This is a genomic window from Thiobacillus thioparus DSM 505 (genome assembly GCF_000373385.1).
Classification (GTDB): domain Bacteria; phylum Pseudomonadota; class Gammaproteobacteria; order Burkholderiales; family Thiobacillaceae; genus Thiobacillus; species Thiobacillus thioparus.
In genome coordinates this window covers 26,392-44,251 of sequence record NZ_KB891318.1, presented here as the reverse complement: position 1 = coordinate 44,251, position 17,860 = coordinate 26,392, and the positions used below count along the sequence as shown (strand labels likewise).

Sequence of the window (17,860 nt, the reverse complement as noted above, 5' to 3'; positions counted from 1 at the left end):
CCCGTTCGCCACTCGCCACCAGGAGCAAGCTCCCGTGCTGCCGTTCGACTTGCATGTGTAAAGCATTCCGCCAGCGTTCAATCTGAGCCAGGATCAAACTCTTCAGTTCAATCTCTGCAATTACTACTAATACTTCAGTCGCTCAACTCAAACTCGCGACGCTAAATTAATAACGACGCTTCATTCAAGTGTGAGCATTTATGCTAGTTGTCAGACCAACCAAAGTCAGCCCAACTACCGCAACAACACCCACACCTATCGGCTGTAAATTGTTAAAGATCAATCGATTAGCAGCAGGTCTCGCTTTTCGCGTTTCTCGCTGCGTTTCGAGAAGGTGCGCATTCTACAGAGCTAAAACCATCCGTCAACAGTTTCAGCAAATTAATTTTAAATAATTGTGACGCGGGCGAATTTTCGCTTACCGACCTGCGCCACAACCGTCGCCCCCACCGGCACCGCCGCGCCTTTATCTGCCACGCGTTCGCCGTCCAGCCGCACGCCGCCGCCTGTAATCTGACGGATGGCGTCTGAAGTACTCGACACCAGTCCGGCCTGCTTCAGCAGTTGCGGCACCAGCAGAACGCCATCGACCCCAGGCAGACTGATTTCAGGCATCTCGTCAGGCAGCACACCCTTTTGGAAACGCGCCTCGAATTCGGCCAGCGCCTGAATCGCCGCCGCCTGATTGTGAAAGCGCGCCACGATTTCCTGCGCAAACCGCACCTTGATGTCACGCGGGTTGGCGCCATCGGCCACCTGCCGTTTCCAGGTCTCGATCACCGCAAGCGGTTCGAACGACAGCAACTGGATATAGCGCCACATCAAATCATCGGAAATCGACATCAGCTTGCCGAAGATCTCCTGCGGTGGCTCGTTGATCCCAATGTAATTACCGAGCGACTTCGACATCTTGTTGATGCCATCCGTGCCTTCCAGCAGCGGCATGGTCAGAATGCACTGCGGGGCTTGTCCATGATGCTTTTGCAACTCGCGTCCCATCAGCAGATTGAATTTCTGGTCGGTGCCGCCCAATTCCACGTCTGCCTTGAGCTCCACCGAGTCGTAGCCCTGGATCAGGGGATACAAAAACTCGTGGATTGCGATCGGTTGCTGGCTGGTGTAACGCTTATGGAAGTCATCCCGCTCTAACATGCGTGCCACGGTATGGGTTGCGGCCAGCCGGATCATGCCGACCGAGCCCAGCTTTTCCATCCACTCCGAATTGAAACGCACCTCGGTCAAGGCCGGGTCGAGGATCTTGAACACCTGCTCCTGGTAGGTCTTGGCGTTTTCGGCGACCGCTTCGCGAGTCAGAGGCGGGCGCGTGGCGTTTTTGCCCGTAGGGTCGCCAATCATGCCGGTGAAATCCCCTATCAGGAAAATGATTTTGTGCCCCAGCATCTGAAACTGGCGCAGCTTGTTCAGCAACACCGTATGCCCCAGATGCAAATCCGGTGCCGTGGGGTCGAACCCCGCCTTGATCCGCAACGGCCGGCCCGTTTTCAGCTTTTCGACCAGCTCGGCCTCGACCAGCAGTTCGTCGGCCCCACGCTTGATTTCCTGCAACGCATCCTGCATCAAATACCTTTCCAGTACAGGTCAAGTTTGCCCGGACCTGACCGTAAAACACGAATACCATTGCGTTCAACGCGGTGCGCTGCGCACGCAAGCCACTGTTTGAATTGAACAAAACCCATCGGGGTCATTTGTGGTAGACTCCCGGATCGATTACGGAAGGGAAACGGTCCATGCCGCTCACCAAACTGAGAATCTTAACCTATCGCATGACGGGAGCGGAACGCCGCTTCAGCCTGCGGACCTTGGTTGCTCTCTCCAGCTTGCCGCTTTTTGGCGTTGTTGCCGCCTTTGGCTTGGCACCCGACACCGCCACCACGAATATCACTCCCGAAACAATCACCGAAGCGATCACCCTTCCCGCTTTGGCTGGCGCCGCCAACAGCGGTACATTTGAACGGGAAACCGTGATCCAGTCGGGCGATACGATCGCCAGCGCGCTGGGTCGGTTAAAAATCGACGACCTGGAAATCCAGCGCCTGCTGGCTACCGATGCAGTCCGCCAACTGGCGACCAACATACGGGCCGGCAAGCATATTCAGGCAACCACCACACCGGACGGCCAGTTGCTGAGCATCCGGTTTGAACGTCGCGACGGCCCCGCCTTGACCGTCCTCCATCAGGGTGACAGCTATATCGCGCAGGACAGCAGCGACCAGATCGAAACCCGTGTGGTCATGCGCTCCGGCCATATCGTGTCGTCGCTCTACGGCGCGACTGACGGCGCAGGCATTCCAGACAAGATCGCCGACAAAATGGCCGAAACCTTCTCGACCAGCCTGGACTTCCGCGAAGATCTACGTCGCGGCGACACGTTCTCGGTCATTTACACGGTCAATTACCGCAACGGCGAACCCGTTTCCACCGGCAAGCTGCTGGCGGCCGAATTCGTCAATGCCGGCAAAGTCCACCGCGCCGTGCTGTTCAGCGACGCCTCCGGACACGAAAGCTATTACACGCCCGAGGGCGAGTCCTTGAAGAAAGGCTTCCTACGTTCGCCGCTCGAATTCTCCCGCGTCACCTCCAACTTCAGCAGTTCCCGCATGCACCCCGTGCTGGGTTACGCCCGCGCCCATACCGGCGTCGACTTCGGCGCGCCGACCGGAACCCGCGTCAAGGCCACAAGCGACGCCACCGTGGAGTTTGCCGGACGCAAAGGTGGCTACGGTAACCTTGTCATCCTGCGGCACCAGAACGGTTATGAAACTTACTATGGCCACCTGAGTGCCTTCGCGCCCGGGATTCGCCCCGGTCGCGCCGTCAGCCAGGGCGACGTCATCGCCTATGTCGGCGCCACTGGCGTCGCAACCGGTCCGCACCTGCATTACGAAGTCCGGATTGCCGGCAGGCCTTACAATCCCTTGTCCGTCAAACTGCCGGGGTCCCCCCCGCTGGCTGCTGCACAGAGAGCACGTTTCCTGCAACAGACCGCAAACTGGTCTGACAAACTCGGGCTTCTGCGCGGCACCAATCTTGCCGCACTCGATTGAACTCAGGGCATACGTATGAGGCCGAACACTATGTCGGCCTCATGTCCGGCACCAGTCTGGATGGTGTCGATGCAGCACTCGCCGAAATAGGGTCCGCCGGCCAGGTCCGGCTTCTTCACTCCCATTACCTGCCTTACCCGGATGCTCTGCGCACGCGGCTATTGGGACTGCATACGCCGCAACCCGACGAGATCCACCTCGCCGCCATCGCCGCCAATGAGTTGGCGCGCCTGTACGCGGACACGGTCAAGTCGCTCCTTGATGGCTTCACCGCAGGCAGGGTGCGGGCAATCGGCTGCCACGGCCAGACCCTGCGTCACCGCCCAGCGGATGGCTACACGCTGCAGATTGGCAACGCGGCCCTCCTGGCCGAGCTCACCGGGATCGCGGTGGTTGCCGACTTCCGCAGCCGCGACATTGCGGCGGGTGGACAGGGGGCGCCGCTGGTTCCTGCCTTTCACGCCCAGGTCCTGAGACATCCGGATGTTCACCGGGTGATCGCGAATATCGGCGGCATCGCCAACATCACCGACTTGCCGACGAGCGGTTCCGTGCGTGGCTGGGACACCGGCCCCGGCAACATGCTGCTGGATGCGTGGATCAAGCGTCACAGCGGCGTCCATTACGACCGCGATGGAGCCTGGGCCGCCAGCGGAAGCGTCCACCCCGGCCTGCTGGCGGCATTGATGAGGCACGCCTACCTGCAGCTCCCCCCACCCAAGAGTGCAGGACGCGAACAATTCAATCTGGACTGGCTGGACACCCGCCTAGGTAGTCTGGATGAAGCGCTCGCGCCACCCGACGTGCAGGCTACCCTGGTCGAATTCACCACCATGAGCCTCGCTGACGCAGTCAACCGCGAATGCACAGGCGCACAGGAACTCTATGTCTGCGGCGGCGGGGCGTATAACAGGACGCTGATGCAGCGCCTCAGCGCCCTCCTGCCGAGTCTCCGGGTGGCAACCACCGCCACGCTGGGCATCGACCCAGACTGGGTTGAGGCGCTCGCTTTTGCCTGGCTGGCAAGGCAGATGCTGCATCATGCGCCGGGCAACCTGCCAGCGGTCACCGGCGCGCGCGGGGAGCGCGTCCTGGGAGCGATTTATCCGGCCTGAACCCCGTACCGGAAAACAAAAAAGCGGCCGAGGCCGCGATGTCCTAATGAAAAAAGCGGCCGAGGCCGCTTTTTTTTTGTTGCTTTGGCAGAACTTAGGCCGAGAACGACGAGCCGCAGCCGCAGGTGGTGGTGGCGTTCGGGTTCTTGATCACGAACTGTGCGCCTTCCAGGCCTTCGGAATAATCGATTTCAGCGCCCACCAGATACTGGAAGCTCATCGAATCAACCAGCAGGGTGACGCCGTTTTTCACCATGACGGTGTCGTCGGCATTCTGCGCTTCGTCGAAGGTGAAGCCGTACTGGAAGCCGGAACAGCCGCCACCCGACACGAACACACGCAGTTTCAGATCGGGGTTGCCTTCCTCGTCGATCAGGTTTTTGACTTTGCTGGCCGCGCTATCGGTGAAGATCAGCGGGACTTCCATTTCGGTTGCTGCATTCATGATGATGCTCCTTGAAAACGTGTGAGGTGATTATCCGCATCACCCGGCTTGCGTCAAGCAAAGACCCTGCTGGGGCCGCGGAGTTCCGCCGGCTAGGGCAGCATACCCACATCGCCCAGCGCCGTATCTTCAGGCAAATCGAACAGGATGTTCATGTTCTGCACCGCCTGTCCCGCTGCGCCTTTGACCAGATTGTCGATCACCGACAGCACCACCACGGTGTCGCCGCCCTGCGGCCGGTGCACCGCAATGCGACAGACGTTGGCACCGCGCACCGAGCGGGTTTCCGGATGTGCGCCGGCCGGCATCACGTCGACAAAGGCCTCGCCGGCATAGCGCTTCTCGAACAGTGCCTGCAAGTCGATGTCGGCGCTCACCTTTGCGTACAACGTGGCATGGATGCCGCGGATCAGCGGCGTCAGGTGCGGCACGAAGGTGAAGTCCACCGGCTTGCCGGCAAAGCTGTCCAGCCCCTGCTTGATTTCCGGCCAGTGGCGATGGCCCCCGACCGCGTAGGCCTTGAAGTTGTCGGCCGCCTCGGCAAACAGGACATGGGTTTCCGGCTTGCGCCCGGCGCCCGACACACCCGACTTGGCGTCCGCCACCAGGAAGCCGGTGTCGACCGCGCCGGCCTCCAGCAGCGGCAGAAAACCCAGCTGCACCGCCGTCGGATAGCAGCCCGGGTTGGCGATCAGCCGCGCGCCCCTGATCTTGTCGCGATTGATCTCGGGCAGGCCATACACCGCCTCGGCGACCAGGTCGGGACAGGCGTGCTCCATCTTGTACCACTTCTCCCACACCGCGATGTCCTTGATACGGAAGTCGGCCGCCAGGTCGATCACCTTGACGCCGGCGTCGAGCAGCGCGCGCGTCTGCTGCATCGCCACCCCGTTGGGAGTGGCGAAGAACACCACGTCGCAGTTTTCTAGGCCGGCTTCTTCCGGCGTGGAAAACGCCAGCTTCACGCGTCCGCGCAGGTTGGGAAACATGTCCGCCACAGGCATGCCGGCCTCCTTGCGCGAGGTGATGGCCTTCAGTTCCACCCGTGGATGGCGTGCCAGCAAACGCAGCAGCTCGACCCCGGTGTAGCCTGTGCCGCCGACAATACCGACTTTGATCATGATGTGAATCCCTACGAAGAATGAGCTTGATGAATGTGGCGAAGAACCGCTTTATTGTAAGACACGCAAGGTGCGGATATAAAAAAAGCCGCCCTGAAAAGGACGGCTTTCTTGTGCGGACCCGCGCTTAGCGCTTGGAGAACTGCTTGCGACGACGCGCCTTGTGGAAACCGACCTTCTTACGCTCGACTTCGCGTGCATCGCGGGTCACCAGACCGGCGGCCTTCAGCGTAGGCTTCATTTCGGCATCCAGATCGATCAGTGCACGGGTAATGCCGTGACGCACCGCACCGGCCTGGCCCGATTCGCCCCCACCCGAGACGTTGACCATGATGTCGAAGCGGCTCAGGTTGTCGGTCAGCGCCAAAGGCTGGCGCACGATCATACGGCCAGTTTCGCGCGAGAAATACTCGTCCACCGGCTTGTCGTTGACGACGATCTTGCCGCTACCGGCCTTGATGAACACACGGGCAACCGACGATTTACGACGTCCCGTACCGTAGTTGTAGTTACCGATCATGATGCGGCCTTAACGTTGAGGTCGAGGGGCTGGGGCTGTTGAGCCTCGTGCGGATGGTCCGCGCCCGCGTAGATTTTCATTTTCTTGATCATGGCGTAGCCAAGCGGGCCCTTGGGCAGCATGCCCTTGACCGCTTTTTCCAGCGCACGGCCCGGGAAACGCTCCTGCATCTTGTCGAAGTTCGTTTCGTAGATGCCGCCGGGGTAACCGGAGTGGCGATAGTACTTCTTGTCGAGGCCCTTGTTGCCGGTCACGACCATCTTGCTGGCGTTGACGACCACGATGTAGTCGCCGGTGTCGACGTGAGGCGTGAACTCGGGCTTGTGCTTGCCGCGCAGACGGCGAGCAATCTCGGAAGCCAGGCGACCCAGCACTTTGTTATCGGCGTCAACCACGAACCAGTCGCGTTTGACTTCATGCGTTTTAGCGGAAAAGGTTTTCATGACCCAACCTCTGCACAGAGGACAATCTCGGAAAGCCGGGCATTTTAACTGCCCATCCCGAACAAAGTCAAACACTGTCTGCAAACAGCCCGCCGGACTGGCATACAATCCCCGCCATGACCGCCTGGCTTGCCACCAACCTGATCGCCCTGGCCTTGCTGCCCCCATTGTCGCTGGTGATCCTGCTGGTCGTCGGGCTTATTGTCCATCGTCGTCGCCCCCGCCTGGCCATGTCTCTGATCCTGCTGTCCACCACTGCACTCTATGCCCTGTCCACCCCTTGGGTGGGTGGCCTGTTGCAAAAAAGCCTGGAAATCAGCACCCCGATCATCCCGAGCCAACTGCAGGCCGCCGAGGCCATTGTCGTCCTCGGCGGCGGACGGCGGCTCGACGCAGCCGAGTATGGCAGCGACACCCTCAACGGGCTCGGCCTGGAACGTCTGCGCTACGCCGCCTTTCTCCACCGCGGCAGTGGCCTGCCCATCCTGGTCACCGGCGGCAAACCCGGCGGCGGCGCTTTATCCGAGGGCCGCATCATGCAGCACATCCTGCAAAACGAGTACGGCACCTCACCTCAATGGGTCGAAGACGCCGCGCTCACAACCTGGGACAACGCCCGCCTGTCAGCCAAGCTGCTGCGCAGTGCCGGCGTTCGACGTATCGTTCTGGTCACCCATGCCTGGCATCTGCGGCGTGCCGTCCCGTTGTTCGAAGCCCAGGGGCTCAATGTCACTCCTGCCGGCATCCAGTTTTCCAGCACGCGTCTCGACTCCGTTCTCGATGTCCTGCCCACGCCTGCCGGCCTGCGTGACAGCACCTTCGCATTGCACGAATGGCTCGGTATATTGTGGTACAAACTCCGCTCGAATTTTGTCTGAAGGACCCCCATGAAAGCCCGCGTCAAACTCATCGAAGGCGTCAGTTTCGTCGGCCAAAGCGAATCCGGCCACAGCGTCGTCATGGACGGCCCGCCCGATGCGGGCGGCAAGAACCTCGGCGTGCGACCAATGGAAATGCTGCTGCTCGGGCTGGGAGGATGCTCCGCGTTCGACGTCGTCCACATCCTGCGCAAAAGCCGACAGCAGGTCACCGACTGCGTCGCCGACCTGTCCGCCGAAAGGGCCGACACCGACCCCAAGGTATTCACCAAAATCCACGTCCATTTCACCGTCACGGGCAAGGCGCTCGATCCCAAGCGCGTCGAACAGGCCGTGAAACTCTCAGCTGAAAAATACTGCTCGGCCTCGATCATGCTCGGCAAGGTGGCCGAGATCACGCATGATTTCGAGGTGGTGGACGCTTAATACTTAATACCCAGCGTTCCTGCTAGCGCCCGAGACGGGTTACAGGCCGATCAATCGACCGCCTTCGCTGATGCCTGCTGTTCGCACCATTTCTGCCACATGCCTCGCAAGGCATTTTCAAGATTACGCGCAAACCGCGGCGCATCGCAAAGCGGCGAGGCAAGTAGACGCCCACGCAACCCTGCGCGCAGCGCTGTCAACGAGAAGTGATCTCGGCTGAACTCCATGGCCTTGGCGACATATTCATCCTCGTCGGCAGCAATCCAGTGTTGCAGCCCCACACTGTGCAAAATTGTCTCGCCCTGATGGCCGATGAAGCAATTGCCTTCAAGGGTGAGTACCGGCACGCCCATCCATAATCCCTCCACACTCGTGGTCCCGCCGGGGAAAGGGAAAGGGTCAAGAGCAATGTCCACGGCATTGTAGGCCGCCAGATACTCGTCCCGAGGCGATGCTCCCTCCAGGTGCAGACGCTCGGGCTCAATGCCGTGGCGCGCAAAGCGTTCTCGGTAACCGGCCGCGACCGAAACATCACCCAACGCCTTGGTCTTGAGAAATAGTCGACTACCTGGTGTGGACTCGAGTACCCGTGCCCAGCATGCAATCACCCGATCATTCACCTTGGCAAGATTGTTGAAACACCCAAACGTGATGTGGCCGTTTTTAAGCGTCGGCAATGTACCCACATCAACCCGCACGTTGGGCGGGGTGAAACAATAGTAGCTGTCCGGCAGATGCCAGGGCCTCTCTATGAAACGCTTCTCCTCCTTCGAGGGCAACACCCAGCGGTCAGCCAGAATGTAATCCATGGCCACGAGCCCGGTGGTGGCAAAATAACCCAACCAGGTCACCTGGACGGGAGCCGGTTTCCAGGCAAATACCGGCAACCGGTTGTGCGCGGTATGGCCCGCCAGATCGATGAGGATGTCGATGCCATCCTCGCGGATCAGCTGGGCGAGTGTGGCATCCGGCAGCCTTCCCGGCGCAGCGTCGCGCCAGCGTGGAATTAAGCGGTGCAAACGTTCGTTCAGCGCGCCTTTGCGCTTGTAGGTTTCATAGGCGAACAATTCGAGGTTTTTCGAATCGATATTTGCCACCACATGCTCGATGAAATACCCCACTGGATGATCACCGAAGTCACCGGAGACGAGTCCAATGCGCAGCCGCCGAGAAGGTTCAGGCGCATTGCCATGTGCGGGCGCGGGTGCAGCCTTGATAGCAACCCTCTCACCGTAGGTGCGCGCTTCAGCCAGCATCGCTTCGAGGGAGCCGGCCTCCGAATAATTCAGGACAAATAGCAGATCGCTGTGCAGGCCGGGATCCTCACCGCCCAGCTGCAACCCGTTGCGATACACAGCGACTGCTTCATCGAGTCGTCCCAGTCGCGTGAAACAGCCGCCAAGCTTGCGATAGGCCTCGATGAATCTCGGGTTCGACTCGATCGCATGCGCATAGGCCGCGATAGCTTCATCGTGGCGTTCGGCAGCCTGCAGTACGCCGCCCAGCCTCAGATATGCCTCGGCCGATGCAGACGCCTGCTCCGCATTGGCCCGGAAAACTGCGATCGCCTCATCGAAGCGTTTCATGCGTTCGAGAACCCGACCCAGCCCATAGCGCGCTTCGACAAAACCGGGACGCAACTCCAGCGCCTGCTGATAGGCTGCAAGCGCTTCGTTCAGATCGTCCAGATCGCTCAGGGCATTGCCCAGATTCAAAGATGCTTCGGCGAAATCGGGCTTCAGTTGTAGCGCCCGGCGGTAGGCAGCGATCGCCGCCTCAGGACGGCCAAGCTCCCAGAGTACATTGCCAAGATTGCTGTGCGCCTCGGCCAGATCCGGATTCTGCGCCAGCGCATCCTGATACGCCATGGCAGCTTCTTCATAACATCTCAGTGCACTCAATGCGCTGCCGAGATTGACCATGGCATCGATCAAGCCAGGTTTAAGCTCAAGTGCACACCGGCAGGCAGCCAGCGCTTCCTCAGCCTGCCCCAGTTCCAGCAACCCCAGGGCGACGGCATTATGTGCCTCGGCGACAGCAGGCGCGAGTTCCCGTACCCGGCGAAAAGCGCCCAGCGACTCGTCGATACGCCCTTGTGCCTTGAATGCATGGGCGAGGTTGTATTGCGCCTCGGCCATACCCGGCTGTAACGCCAACGCGCGGCCGCAATAGCGCTCAGCCTCCTTGTGCCGCCCCAACTCCAGGGCGTTGCGTCCTGCATGGGCCCAGATTTCCGCGTGGCTGGAATCCAGCGCAAGGCTACGCTCAAAGCAGCGGGCAGCCTCCTGACGCTCGCCCAGTGCATTCTGACAGGCTGCCAGAACCGACCAGACGGGCGCCTGGTCCGACAACAGCATGCTCGCCCGTTCCAGAGCTTGCCGTGCCGCCTGCAACCGCCCTTGTGCCAGATAGGTCTGGCCCAAGAGATACCATATCCCGCCGGCCTGCGGCTGACGTGCAAGAACAGTCTGGGCCAGTGCCTCCAACTCGACATAATGGCCTGCCTGAAACAGTGCCTGCAAGCGATTGGAGTCCGCCTCGAACGGGCTCATAAGAAAGATTCCATACAAGTGGGAGGTATACGGGGCAGGGTGGAAAGCAGTCAAGGCGGCGGGGGCCATTATATAAGCGGAGGACCGCTCGCCACATGCAACAAAACGGGCGCCCGAAGGCGCCCGTTCAATACAACTAATTGGCTTGAGCCAGATTAGAAGCTGTGGACCACACCCATCGAGAAGCCGGTGGGGTTGCCGCCAGCAGACGTACCCGGGTTGTCGCCATGGCCACCGCCGAAGGCGGAGAAAGCAGCACCGCTGTCGTTGTCGGTAGCAGCATAGGCAAACTGCAGCTTGGTGCGCTTGGACAGGCTGTAGTCCACACCCACTGCGTACATTTGAGCGCCGGTGTTGCTGACGCTGTTCAGGTCGCCCGCGTCATAGTACTGTGCCTTGAGGAGGATGTTGCCCATGTTGTAGCCGGCACCCAGACCCCAGACCTTGCGATCGGCGCTGTTCACGCCAGCAATGTCGTTGGCTTTCTGATACAAACCGGTGAACTTGAAGTTGCCGATGGCATAACCAGCCGCCAAGCGCCAGACTTTCTCGTCGTTCAGCAGAGCGTTCGCGTTGCTGAGGTTGTGCTTCTCATAACCCAGACCCAGCATCAGGGGGCCATTCTCGTAGTTACCGGCAGCTGCCCAGCCGTCGACAGCAGCATCCGTTGCATCCACACCACTCATGGCGCTGAAATAGGCCACCGTGCCGGACAAACCGCTCATGCTCGGCGTGGTGTAGGCAACCTGGTTGTTGGGACGGGTGTCGAAGCCCAGGCCTGCAGTACCCACAGAGGTGAGGTTACGCGAGTCGCCGATCTGGTTGCCGAAGAAGTCCGTCTTGCGGCTCAGCATCTTGACCGGGGATTCGTTCTTGCCGACGATCACGGTACCGAAACCGCCATTCAAGCCCACGAAGGTGTTGCCGGAGCCAACGCCATCCTGTGCGCTACCGTTGAAGGTATCGCTATTGCCGGTACCACCTGCGCTGAAGTAGGTCTGGATCTGCCAGATGGCATTCAGGCCGCCGCCCAGATCTTCGCTACCCTTGAAGATGATGTTCGACGCGTTGCTGGAAACGCCGACGTTGCCGCCGTTGGCTGCGTTGTCGGAATCCAGATAATCAACCGACAGGTTCATCTGGCCGCTGATGTCGACGTTGGACGTCGCAGCGAAGGCGGGAGCGGCAAAGGCGGAAGCCAGTGCCAGCGCGATCAGTTTCTTTTGCATTGCAAATCTCCTTATTACAGAATTTTTGAAAGCTCTGCAGAGCTGTCCTGCACGGACGTGTGCTTGGTGGACGCAGTCGATTATCCAGACTCCCTTCCGGCCAGCAAGAAAAGTTGTTGTTTTTTCCATCACGCATACGTCAAAGTGTTGTTTTGTTGCATCAGCACAACAGATGGCGTGACGCAAGGCCTGTGTGTATTGGCGCAGTCCGGCGAACACCCATGGCTACAATAAGCCAACCGCCACCTCACAGGAGTAATCCATGCGCTGGGAAAACGGCCGCCGTAGCGACAACATCGAAGACCGGCGCAGCATGCGCGTGAATGGCCGCGGACTGGCCGGCGGCGGCATCGGGGCAATCATTCTGGCGCTGGTGGCGATGTATTTCGGCGTGGATCCGTCGGTCGTCCTGAATCAGACGGGCAGTCTGGCGCCGCCACAGGAAACGCATCAGCCTGCCCCGTCCAGCCCGGAGGAGGACAAGCTGAAGGATTTCGTGTCGGTGGTCCTGGCCGACACGGAAGACGTGTGGGGCACGCTGTTCAAGGAGTCAGGCAAGTCCTACCAACCGCCCACATTGGTGTTGTATTCCGGCGCGGTGCAGTCGGCGTGCGGGTTCGCCGAAGCGGCGATGGGGCCGTTCTATTGCCCGGGCGACCACAAGCTGTACCTGGACATGCGTTTCTTCAATGACCTGGCCAAACGCCACGATGCGCCCGGCGATTTCGCGCAGGCCTATGTGGTGGCGCATGAAGTCGGTCACCACGTACAGACCTTGCTGGGCATCTCGGACAAGGTCAACGCAGCGCGACACCGCGCAAGCGAAGCCGCCGGCAACGCGCTACAGGTGCGGATGGAACTGCAGGCCGACTGCTTTGCCGGCGTGTGGGCCTACCACGCCAACCAGGCGCGGCATGTTCTGGAACCGGGCGACACCGAGGAGGCGCTCGCCGCTGCAGCCGGGGTAGGCGACGACCGCTTGCAACAGCAGGCGCGCGGTTACGTGGTGCCGGAATCCTTCACCCACGGTTCGTCGGCCCAGCGGATGCGCTGGTTCAACCGCGGCATGCAGGGCGGCGACCCCGGGCAGTGCGACACCTTCCAGGCAGCCCGGCTGTAGGCCGAACAGCCATGCACATCTGGGTGGATGCCGACGCCTGTCCGGCCGTGATCAAGGACATCCTGTTCCGCGCAGCGGAACGGATGCATGTGCCGCTGACGCTGGTCGCCAACCGTCTGCTGCGCGTACCGCCTTCACCTTATATACGCGCGCGGCAGGTCCCGATGGGGTTTGATGTGGCCGACCGCCACATCGTGGAAGAGGTCGCGGAAGGCGATCTGGTGATCACTGCGGACATTCCGTTGGCGGCCGTACTGATCGAGAAAGGGGCGTTCGTTATGTCGCCGCGGGGCGAGTGCCATAGCACCGAAAACATCCGCGAACGGCTGGGCCTGCGCGATTTCATGGAAGGTCTGCGCGGCGCCGGGGCGGACATTGGCGGGCCGGCTGCGCTGTCGCAGGCGGATCGGCAGGCGTTTGCCCGACAGCTCGACCGTTTTCTGGCACAGCGGCGCGTTAAATGAGTCGCCCTGCCCCCGCCAGCCCCACCATCAGCCGCACGCCGCCGTATGCCAGCCAGGACAGCATGCGTCGCGGCCAGGAACGGCGCTGCCAGTCGGCCGGATCGAGCGCGACGGACTGGTCGAGCGCCTGCTGCAGGCGCTGCCGCAGGTCGCGCGCAAACCCCGCATCGTCGACGACGAGGTTCGCCTCGCGCGCCAGCAGCAGGCTAAACGGATCGATATTGCTGGAGCCCACGGTCGCCCAATGGCCGTCGACCACGGCCACCTTGGCATGCAATTCGCTCGCCTTGAATTCGTAAATATTCACGCCGGCGGCAAGCAGGTCGCGGTAAAGCGCACGCGCCGCAGCCTGAAAAAAGAGGTGGTCGGTATGTCCCTGCACCAGCAGGTGAACCGGCACGCCGCGCGCGGCAGCCTTTTTAAGCAGCTTCCTGAACCGGTGTCCCGGCAGGAAGTAGGCATTGGCAATGACGATTTCATCGCGCGCCAGGGCTAGCGCCGCAAGATAGACACGCTCGATGTCGCGGCGGTGGGCGAAATTGTCGCGCACCACGAAAGCGGCACGTACGTGGCCATCGGTCGGCCAGGAAGGTTCGATGGCGACCGTGCGCCCGCGCCCCTGCAATTGCGTGAAGGCCACCAGCCGCCACAGATGGCGGACGCTTCGGTGAACGGGGACGAGCAACGGCCCGCGCACTTCCACACTGTAGTCGAGCCGCGGCGCAGCGAGAGGTATCGGTTCGAAATCGTCGATGAGATTCATGCCGCCGATGAAGGCGATGCGCGCATCGATCACCGCCAGCTTGCGATGCAGCCGCCGCAGACTCCTGGGATTGGAGCGCCAGCCGTTGCCTACCAGGGGACGATAGGCCCGCACACTGGCGCCTGCTGTTTTCAGTGCGTCGAGCCAGTCGGTCGGCAGGTCGCGCGAGCCCACACCGTCGATCAGCACACAGACTTGTACCCCGCGCCGCGCCGCGTCGATCAGGGCATCGCGCACGGCAGCGGCGCTGGAATCCGCATTGAAAATATAGGTTTCGAGGTGGATCTCGTCACGTGCGGCATCGATCGCGGCGATCAATGCCGGAAAGAATTCGGCGCCGCTTTGCAGCAGGCGCAGCCGGTTACCGGAAACCGGCTCGACGCCACGAAAGAAGGATGGGTTTAAGCGGCTGTGCGCGGTCATCAGGCCGGGCTGAGCGAGGCGGTCAGGGCGGCGTGGTCGGAAATACGATGCCAGGCGTTGCCGGTGTGAACCTGCGCCGCCTGGATGCTGAAGCGCCGCACATAGATGCGGTCAAGCTGGAACATGGGCAAGATGGAAGGATAACTGCGCGCCGACTTGCCGTGGTGGGCCTCGAATACCTCGACCAAACCCAGTTCGTCCTCGAAGAACCGTCCCGTACGCACCAGCCAGTCGTTGAAATCGCCCGCCAGGATCAAAGGCGCATTGTCCGGCACCATCGCCCGCACGCGCGCGACGATCATCGCCAGCTGCCGTTTGCGCCCGCGTTCGGTCAGACCGAGGTGCACGTTGATACAGTGCACCGGCACGTCAATGCCCGGCACCTCGACCTCGCAATGCAGCATGCCGCGGCTCTCGAACGCATGGGCGGAGATGTCCTCGTTCTCCCATGTGAGAATCTTGTAGCGCGACAGGATGGCATTGCCATGGTGGCCGGTGTCGTAGATACAGTTCTTGCCATAGGCGAAATCGGTATAGACCTGGCCGGCCAGGAACTCATGCTGGGGTCGGTTGGGCCAGTGCTGGAAACGGCTGGCGCGCAATCCATGACTGCCCTGCACTTCCTGCAAAAACACGATGTCGGTTCCCAGCGTGCCGAGACGGTCACGCAGTTCATGCACCGTCAGGCGCCGGTTGAATTGCGACAAGCCCTTATGGATGTTGTAGCTGGCGATATGCAGTGGAGAAACCATAAGTTCATTATAGGCGCGTGGGCAACAGGCGAATCGCTGCTGCATTGCTGGATGAGAAACAGCGTTCAGCCGCCGCGCCCCATGGCAACCACACGTAGCGCAGATGCTCGCGTGGCGCCAGCACGACTGGCAATGGCCTGGGCAGACGCAGGCCGAATACATGCTCGGTATTATGGGTCACGCCTGGCGCATAGCGGTGGCGCCAGCGCTCGTAAATCTCGTAGCGGGTTTCGATATCCCAGGGGGTCAATTCGAACTGGCTGGCATCGAGCCCGGTTTCTTCGCGCACTTCGCGGATCGCGGTCTCAATCAGCGTTTCGCCTTCGTCCTGCGAGCCCGTCACCGACTGCCAGAGGCCCGGTGCATCGGCACGTTCCATCAACAGTACCTGGCCATCCTGCGTGTAGATGACGACCAGTACCGAGACGGGGACTTTATGCACGATCAAACGATGCGGGCATTGAGCGGAATACCCGTCGCCAGGATGGCGATCAAGCGGTCGATATTGGGGTGCTTGCCGGGATGGCGGCTGGCGTCCTCGGTATGTTCGGCGAAAATCGCCAGGCCTTCTGCTGCGGCCTCGGCATTGATCATGCCGTATTGCTGCAGAAGGTAGGCATATACCCGGAACGACCCGGCGGTGCCGGGCGCATTGGCGATCGTCGCGACCTCGGCGCCGGCAGAATCGCTCAATACCAGTTTCTCGCCCGAGAACTCAGGCAGGATTTTCAGGGTGTCGGCGAATTTCATCCCACCGCCTTCTCCGTGGGCGCGGTGTTGCGCAGCCGGATGTGCAGCTCGCGCAACTGCTTCTCGTCGACTACGTTGGGCGCGTTGGTCATCAGGCAGGAGGCGCGCTGGGTCTTGGGGAAGGCGATGACGTCGCGGATCGACTCGGCGCCAGTCATCAACGTGACCAGGCGATCCAGCCCGAACGCCAAACCACCGTGCGGCGGGGCGCCGTACTGCAGGGCGTCGAGCAGGAAGCCGAACTTCTCGCGGCGTTCTTCCTCGCCGATGTTCAGCGCGGCGAACACCTTTTCCTGCACATTCTGCTGGTGGATACGCACCGAGCCACCGCCGACCTCCCAGCCGTTCAGCACCATGTCGTAGGCCTTGGACAGGCACTTGCCGGGATCGGTGGCCAGCCACTCCTCATGGCCGTCCTTGGGCGCAGTGAAGGGGTGGTGCAGCGCGTCCCAGCGGTTCTCGTCCTCGTTGTATTCGAACATCGGGAAATCGACCACCCACAGCGGTGCCCAGGCGCGGCCGTCGACGTGGCCCTTCTCGTGGCCGATCTTGAGGCGCAGTGCGCCGAGCGCGTCGCTGACCACCTTGGCGCGGTCGGCGCCGAAGAAGATCAGGTCGCCATTTTGCGCACCGGTGCGCTCCATCACCGTGCGTAGCGCGGCTTCGGAGAGGTTCTTGACGATGGGCGACTGCAGGCCGGCTTCGTTGAGCTGGCTGACGTCGTTGACCTTGATGTAGGCGAGGCCCTTGGCGCCGTAAATCTTGACGAATTCGGTGTAACCGTCGATCTCGCTGCGGGTGAGCGCAGCGCCGCCGGGAATGCGCAGCGCGGCGACGCGGCCTTTCGGATCGTTGGCCGGGCCGGAGAACACCTTGAAGGCGACGTCCTTCATCGCGTCGCCGACGTCGACGATCTCCAGCATCACCCGCATGTCGGGCTTGTCGGATCCGTAGCGATGCATCGCCTCGGCATAGGTCATGCGCGGGAAGGCGGCGGGCAGGTCGATGTCCTGCGCCTTCTTCATCATGTCGCGGATCATGCCCTCGACGAGGTTCATGATCTCCTCTTCGCCCATGAACGAGGTCTCCAGGTCGACCTGGGTGAACTCAGGCTGGCGGTCGGCGCGCAAATCCTCGTCGCGGAAGCACTTGGTGATCTGGAAGTAGCGGTCGACGCCGGCCACCATCAAGAGCTGCTTGAAAAGCTGCGGCGATTGCGGCAGCGCGTAGAACATGCCGTCGTGCACGCGGCTCGGCACCAGGTAGTCGCGCGCGCCTTCCGGGGTGGACCGCGTCAGCATCGGCGTTTCGACTTCCATGAAGCCGTGCGCGTCGAGGTAGTCGCGCATGATCTTGGACACGCGATAACGCAGCTTGAGGTTCTTCTGCATCGGCTCGCGGCGCAAGTCGAGGTAGCGGTACTGCAGGCGGATGTTCTCGTTGATGGTGTCGTCGTCGATCTGGAACGGCGGCGTCAGCGAGGGGTTCAGCACTTCCAGCTTCTTGGTCAGCATCTCGACCATGCCGGTCGTCATGTTGGGGTTTTCAGTGCCGGCAGGGCGCGGCCGCACCAGGCCCTCGATCTTCAGCACGAACTCGGAACGCACGTCTTCGGCCAGCCTGAAGGCCTCCGGGGTATCGGGATCGATCACCACCTGCATCATGCCTTCGCGGTCGCGCAGGTCGATGAAGATGACGCCGCCGTGGTCGCGGCGGCGGTGCGCCCAGCCGCACAGAGTGACGGTGTTGCCGATGTCGGCGGCCGTGACGGCGCCGCAGTAATGAGTACGCATG

Annotated in this window: 18 protein-coding genes and 1 rRNA gene; 6 read left to right on the top strand and 13 right to left on the bottom strand. The window is 61.4% G+C overall.

The genetic code is table 11. From position 1 onward, the window contains the following. Positions 1 to 109: ribosomal RNA gene (locus B058_RS0107610) — 16S ribosomal RNA — on the bottom strand; the annotation flags it as partial. A gap of 278 nt (positions 110 to 387) precedes the next feature. Then, a complete protein-coding gene (tyrS, locus tag B058_RS0107605) occupies positions 388 to 1,578 on the bottom strand; it encodes a tyrosine--tRNA ligase (RefSeq protein WP_018507887.1) in 1,191 nt (396 codons plus the stop codon). 170 nt (positions 1,579 to 1,748) lie between these two features. On the opposite strand from tyrS, the gene B058_RS0107600 reads away from it, so the two are divergent. Further along, positions 1,749 to 3,065, top strand: a complete 1,317-nt coding sequence (locus tag B058_RS0107600; RefSeq protein ID WP_018507886.1) for a M23 family metallopeptidase — start codon at positions 1,749 to 1,751, stop codon at positions 3,063 to 3,065. Further along, the gene (locus B058_RS0107595) at positions 3,062 to 4,180 is read left to right on the top strand and encodes an anhydro-N-acetylmuramic acid kinase (RefSeq protein WP_026240736.1); all 1,119 of its coding nucleotides are present in this window, start codon (positions 3,062 to 3,064) and stop codon (positions 4,178 to 4,180) included. The genes B058_RS0107600 and B058_RS0107595 overlap by 4 nt, the downstream gene beginning before the upstream one ends. A 94-nt stretch (positions 4,181 to 4,274) precedes the next feature. Here B058_RS0107595 and erpA read toward each other — a convergent pair whose 3' ends face one another. The 4 genes from erpA to rplM form a co-directional block, all read right to left on the bottom strand. Beyond that, a complete protein-coding gene (gene erpA / locus B058_RS0107590) occupies positions 4,275 to 4,625 on the bottom strand; it encodes an iron-sulfur cluster insertion protein ErpA (protein WP_018507883.1) in 351 nt (116 codons plus the stop codon). Between the two features lie 92 nt (positions 4,626 to 4,717). After that, a complete protein-coding gene (gene argC, locus B058_RS0107585) occupies positions 4,718 to 5,746 on the bottom strand; it encodes an N-acetyl-gamma-glutamyl-phosphate reductase (protein ID WP_018507882.1) in 1,029 nt (342 codons plus the stop codon). A gap of 127 nt (positions 5,747 to 5,873) precedes the next feature. Continuing rightward, the gene (gene rpsI, locus B058_RS0107580) at positions 5,874 to 6,266 is read right to left on the bottom strand and encodes a 30S ribosomal protein S9 (protein ID WP_018079615.1); all 393 of its coding nucleotides are present in this window, start codon (positions 6,264 to 6,266) and stop codon (positions 5,874 to 5,876) included. Next, the gene (rplM, locus tag B058_RS0107575) at positions 6,263 to 6,709 is read right to left on the bottom strand and encodes a 50S ribosomal protein L13 (protein WP_018507881.1); all 447 of its coding nucleotides are present in this window, start codon (positions 6,707 to 6,709) and stop codon (positions 6,263 to 6,265) included. Before rplM ends, rpsI begins: the two co-directional genes overlap by 4 nt. 116 nt (positions 6,710 to 6,825) lie before the next feature. On the opposite strand from rplM, the gene B058_RS0107570 reads away from it, so the two are divergent. Beyond that, positions 6,826 to 7,587: a YdcF family protein gene (locus tag B058_RS0107570; RefSeq protein ID WP_018507880.1), complete on the top strand. Its 762-nt coding sequence runs from the start codon at positions 6,826 to 6,828 to the stop codon at positions 7,585 to 7,587. A 9-nt stretch (positions 7,588 to 7,596) separates the two neighbouring features. Then, positions 7,597 to 8,013: an OsmC family protein gene (locus B058_RS0107565; RefSeq protein WP_018507879.1), complete on the top strand. Its 417-nt coding sequence runs from the start codon at positions 7,597 to 7,599 to the stop codon at positions 8,011 to 8,013. A 50-nt stretch (positions 8,014 to 8,063) separates the two neighbouring features. Here B058_RS0107565 and B058_RS16590 read toward each other — a convergent pair whose 3' ends face one another. Continuing rightward, positions 8,064 to 10,565: a tetratricopeptide repeat protein gene (locus tag B058_RS16590; protein WP_018507878.1), complete on the bottom strand. Its 2,502-nt coding sequence runs from the start codon at positions 10,563 to 10,565 to the stop codon at positions 8,064 to 8,066. 155 nt (positions 10,566 to 10,720) lie between these two features. Further along, the gene (locus B058_RS0107555) at positions 10,721 to 11,794 is read right to left on the bottom strand and encodes a porin (protein ID WP_018507877.1); all 1,074 of its coding nucleotides are present in this window, start codon (positions 11,792 to 11,794) and stop codon (positions 10,721 to 10,723) included. Positions 11,795 to 12,056: 262 nt separating this feature from the next. On the opposite strand from B058_RS0107555, the gene ypfJ reads away from it, so the two are divergent. Both ypfJ and B058_RS0107545 read left to right on the top strand, forming a co-directional pair. Continuing rightward, positions 12,057 to 12,914, top strand: a complete 858-nt coding sequence (ypfJ, locus tag B058_RS0107550) for a KPN_02809 family neutral zinc metallopeptidase (protein ID WP_018507876.1) — start codon at positions 12,057 to 12,059, stop codon at positions 12,912 to 12,914. A gap of 11 nt (positions 12,915 to 12,925) precedes the next feature. Beyond that, the gene (locus tag B058_RS0107545; RefSeq protein ID WP_018507875.1) at positions 12,926 to 13,378 is read left to right on the top strand and encodes a YaiI/YqxD family protein; all 453 of its coding nucleotides are present in this window, start codon (positions 12,926 to 12,928) and stop codon (positions 13,376 to 13,378) included. Here the strand turns inward: B058_RS0107545 and clsB are convergent. The 5 genes from clsB to aspS are packed head-to-tail and all read right to left on the bottom strand — an operon-like array spanning position 13,371 to position 17,859. Next, positions 13,371 to 14,564: a cardiolipin synthase ClsB gene (gene clsB / locus B058_RS0107540; protein ID WP_018507874.1), complete on the bottom strand. Its 1,194-nt coding sequence runs from the start codon at positions 14,562 to 14,564 to the stop codon at positions 13,371 to 13,373. The two genes, B058_RS0107545 and clsB, sit on opposite strands and share 8 nt — an antisense overlap. After that, on the bottom strand, positions 14,564 to 15,316 hold the full coding sequence (locus tag B058_RS0107535; RefSeq protein ID WP_018507873.1) for an endonuclease/exonuclease/phosphatase family protein: 753 nt from the start codon (positions 15,314 to 15,316) through the stop codon (positions 14,564 to 14,566). The genes clsB and B058_RS0107535 overlap by 1 nt, the downstream gene beginning before the upstream one ends. A gap of 7 nt (positions 15,317 to 15,323) precedes the next feature. Continuing rightward, complete coding sequence (gene nudB, locus B058_RS0107530) at positions 15,324 to 15,764, bottom strand: dihydroneopterin triphosphate diphosphatase (RefSeq protein ID WP_018507872.1); 441 nt, start codon at positions 15,762 to 15,764, stop codon at positions 15,324 to 15,326. After that, positions 15,761 to 16,066, bottom strand: a complete 306-nt coding sequence (locus B058_RS0107525; RefSeq protein WP_018507871.1) for a DUF2322 family protein — start codon at positions 16,064 to 16,066, stop codon at positions 15,761 to 15,763. The genes nudB and B058_RS0107525 overlap by 4 nt, the downstream gene beginning before the upstream one ends. Next, on the bottom strand, positions 16,063 to 17,859 hold the full coding sequence (gene aspS, locus B058_RS0107520; RefSeq protein WP_018507870.1) for an aspartate--tRNA ligase: 1,797 nt from the start codon (positions 17,857 to 17,859) through the stop codon (positions 16,063 to 16,065). The genes B058_RS0107525 and aspS overlap by 4 nt, the downstream gene beginning before the upstream one ends. Position 17,860: the final 1 nt, after the last annotated feature.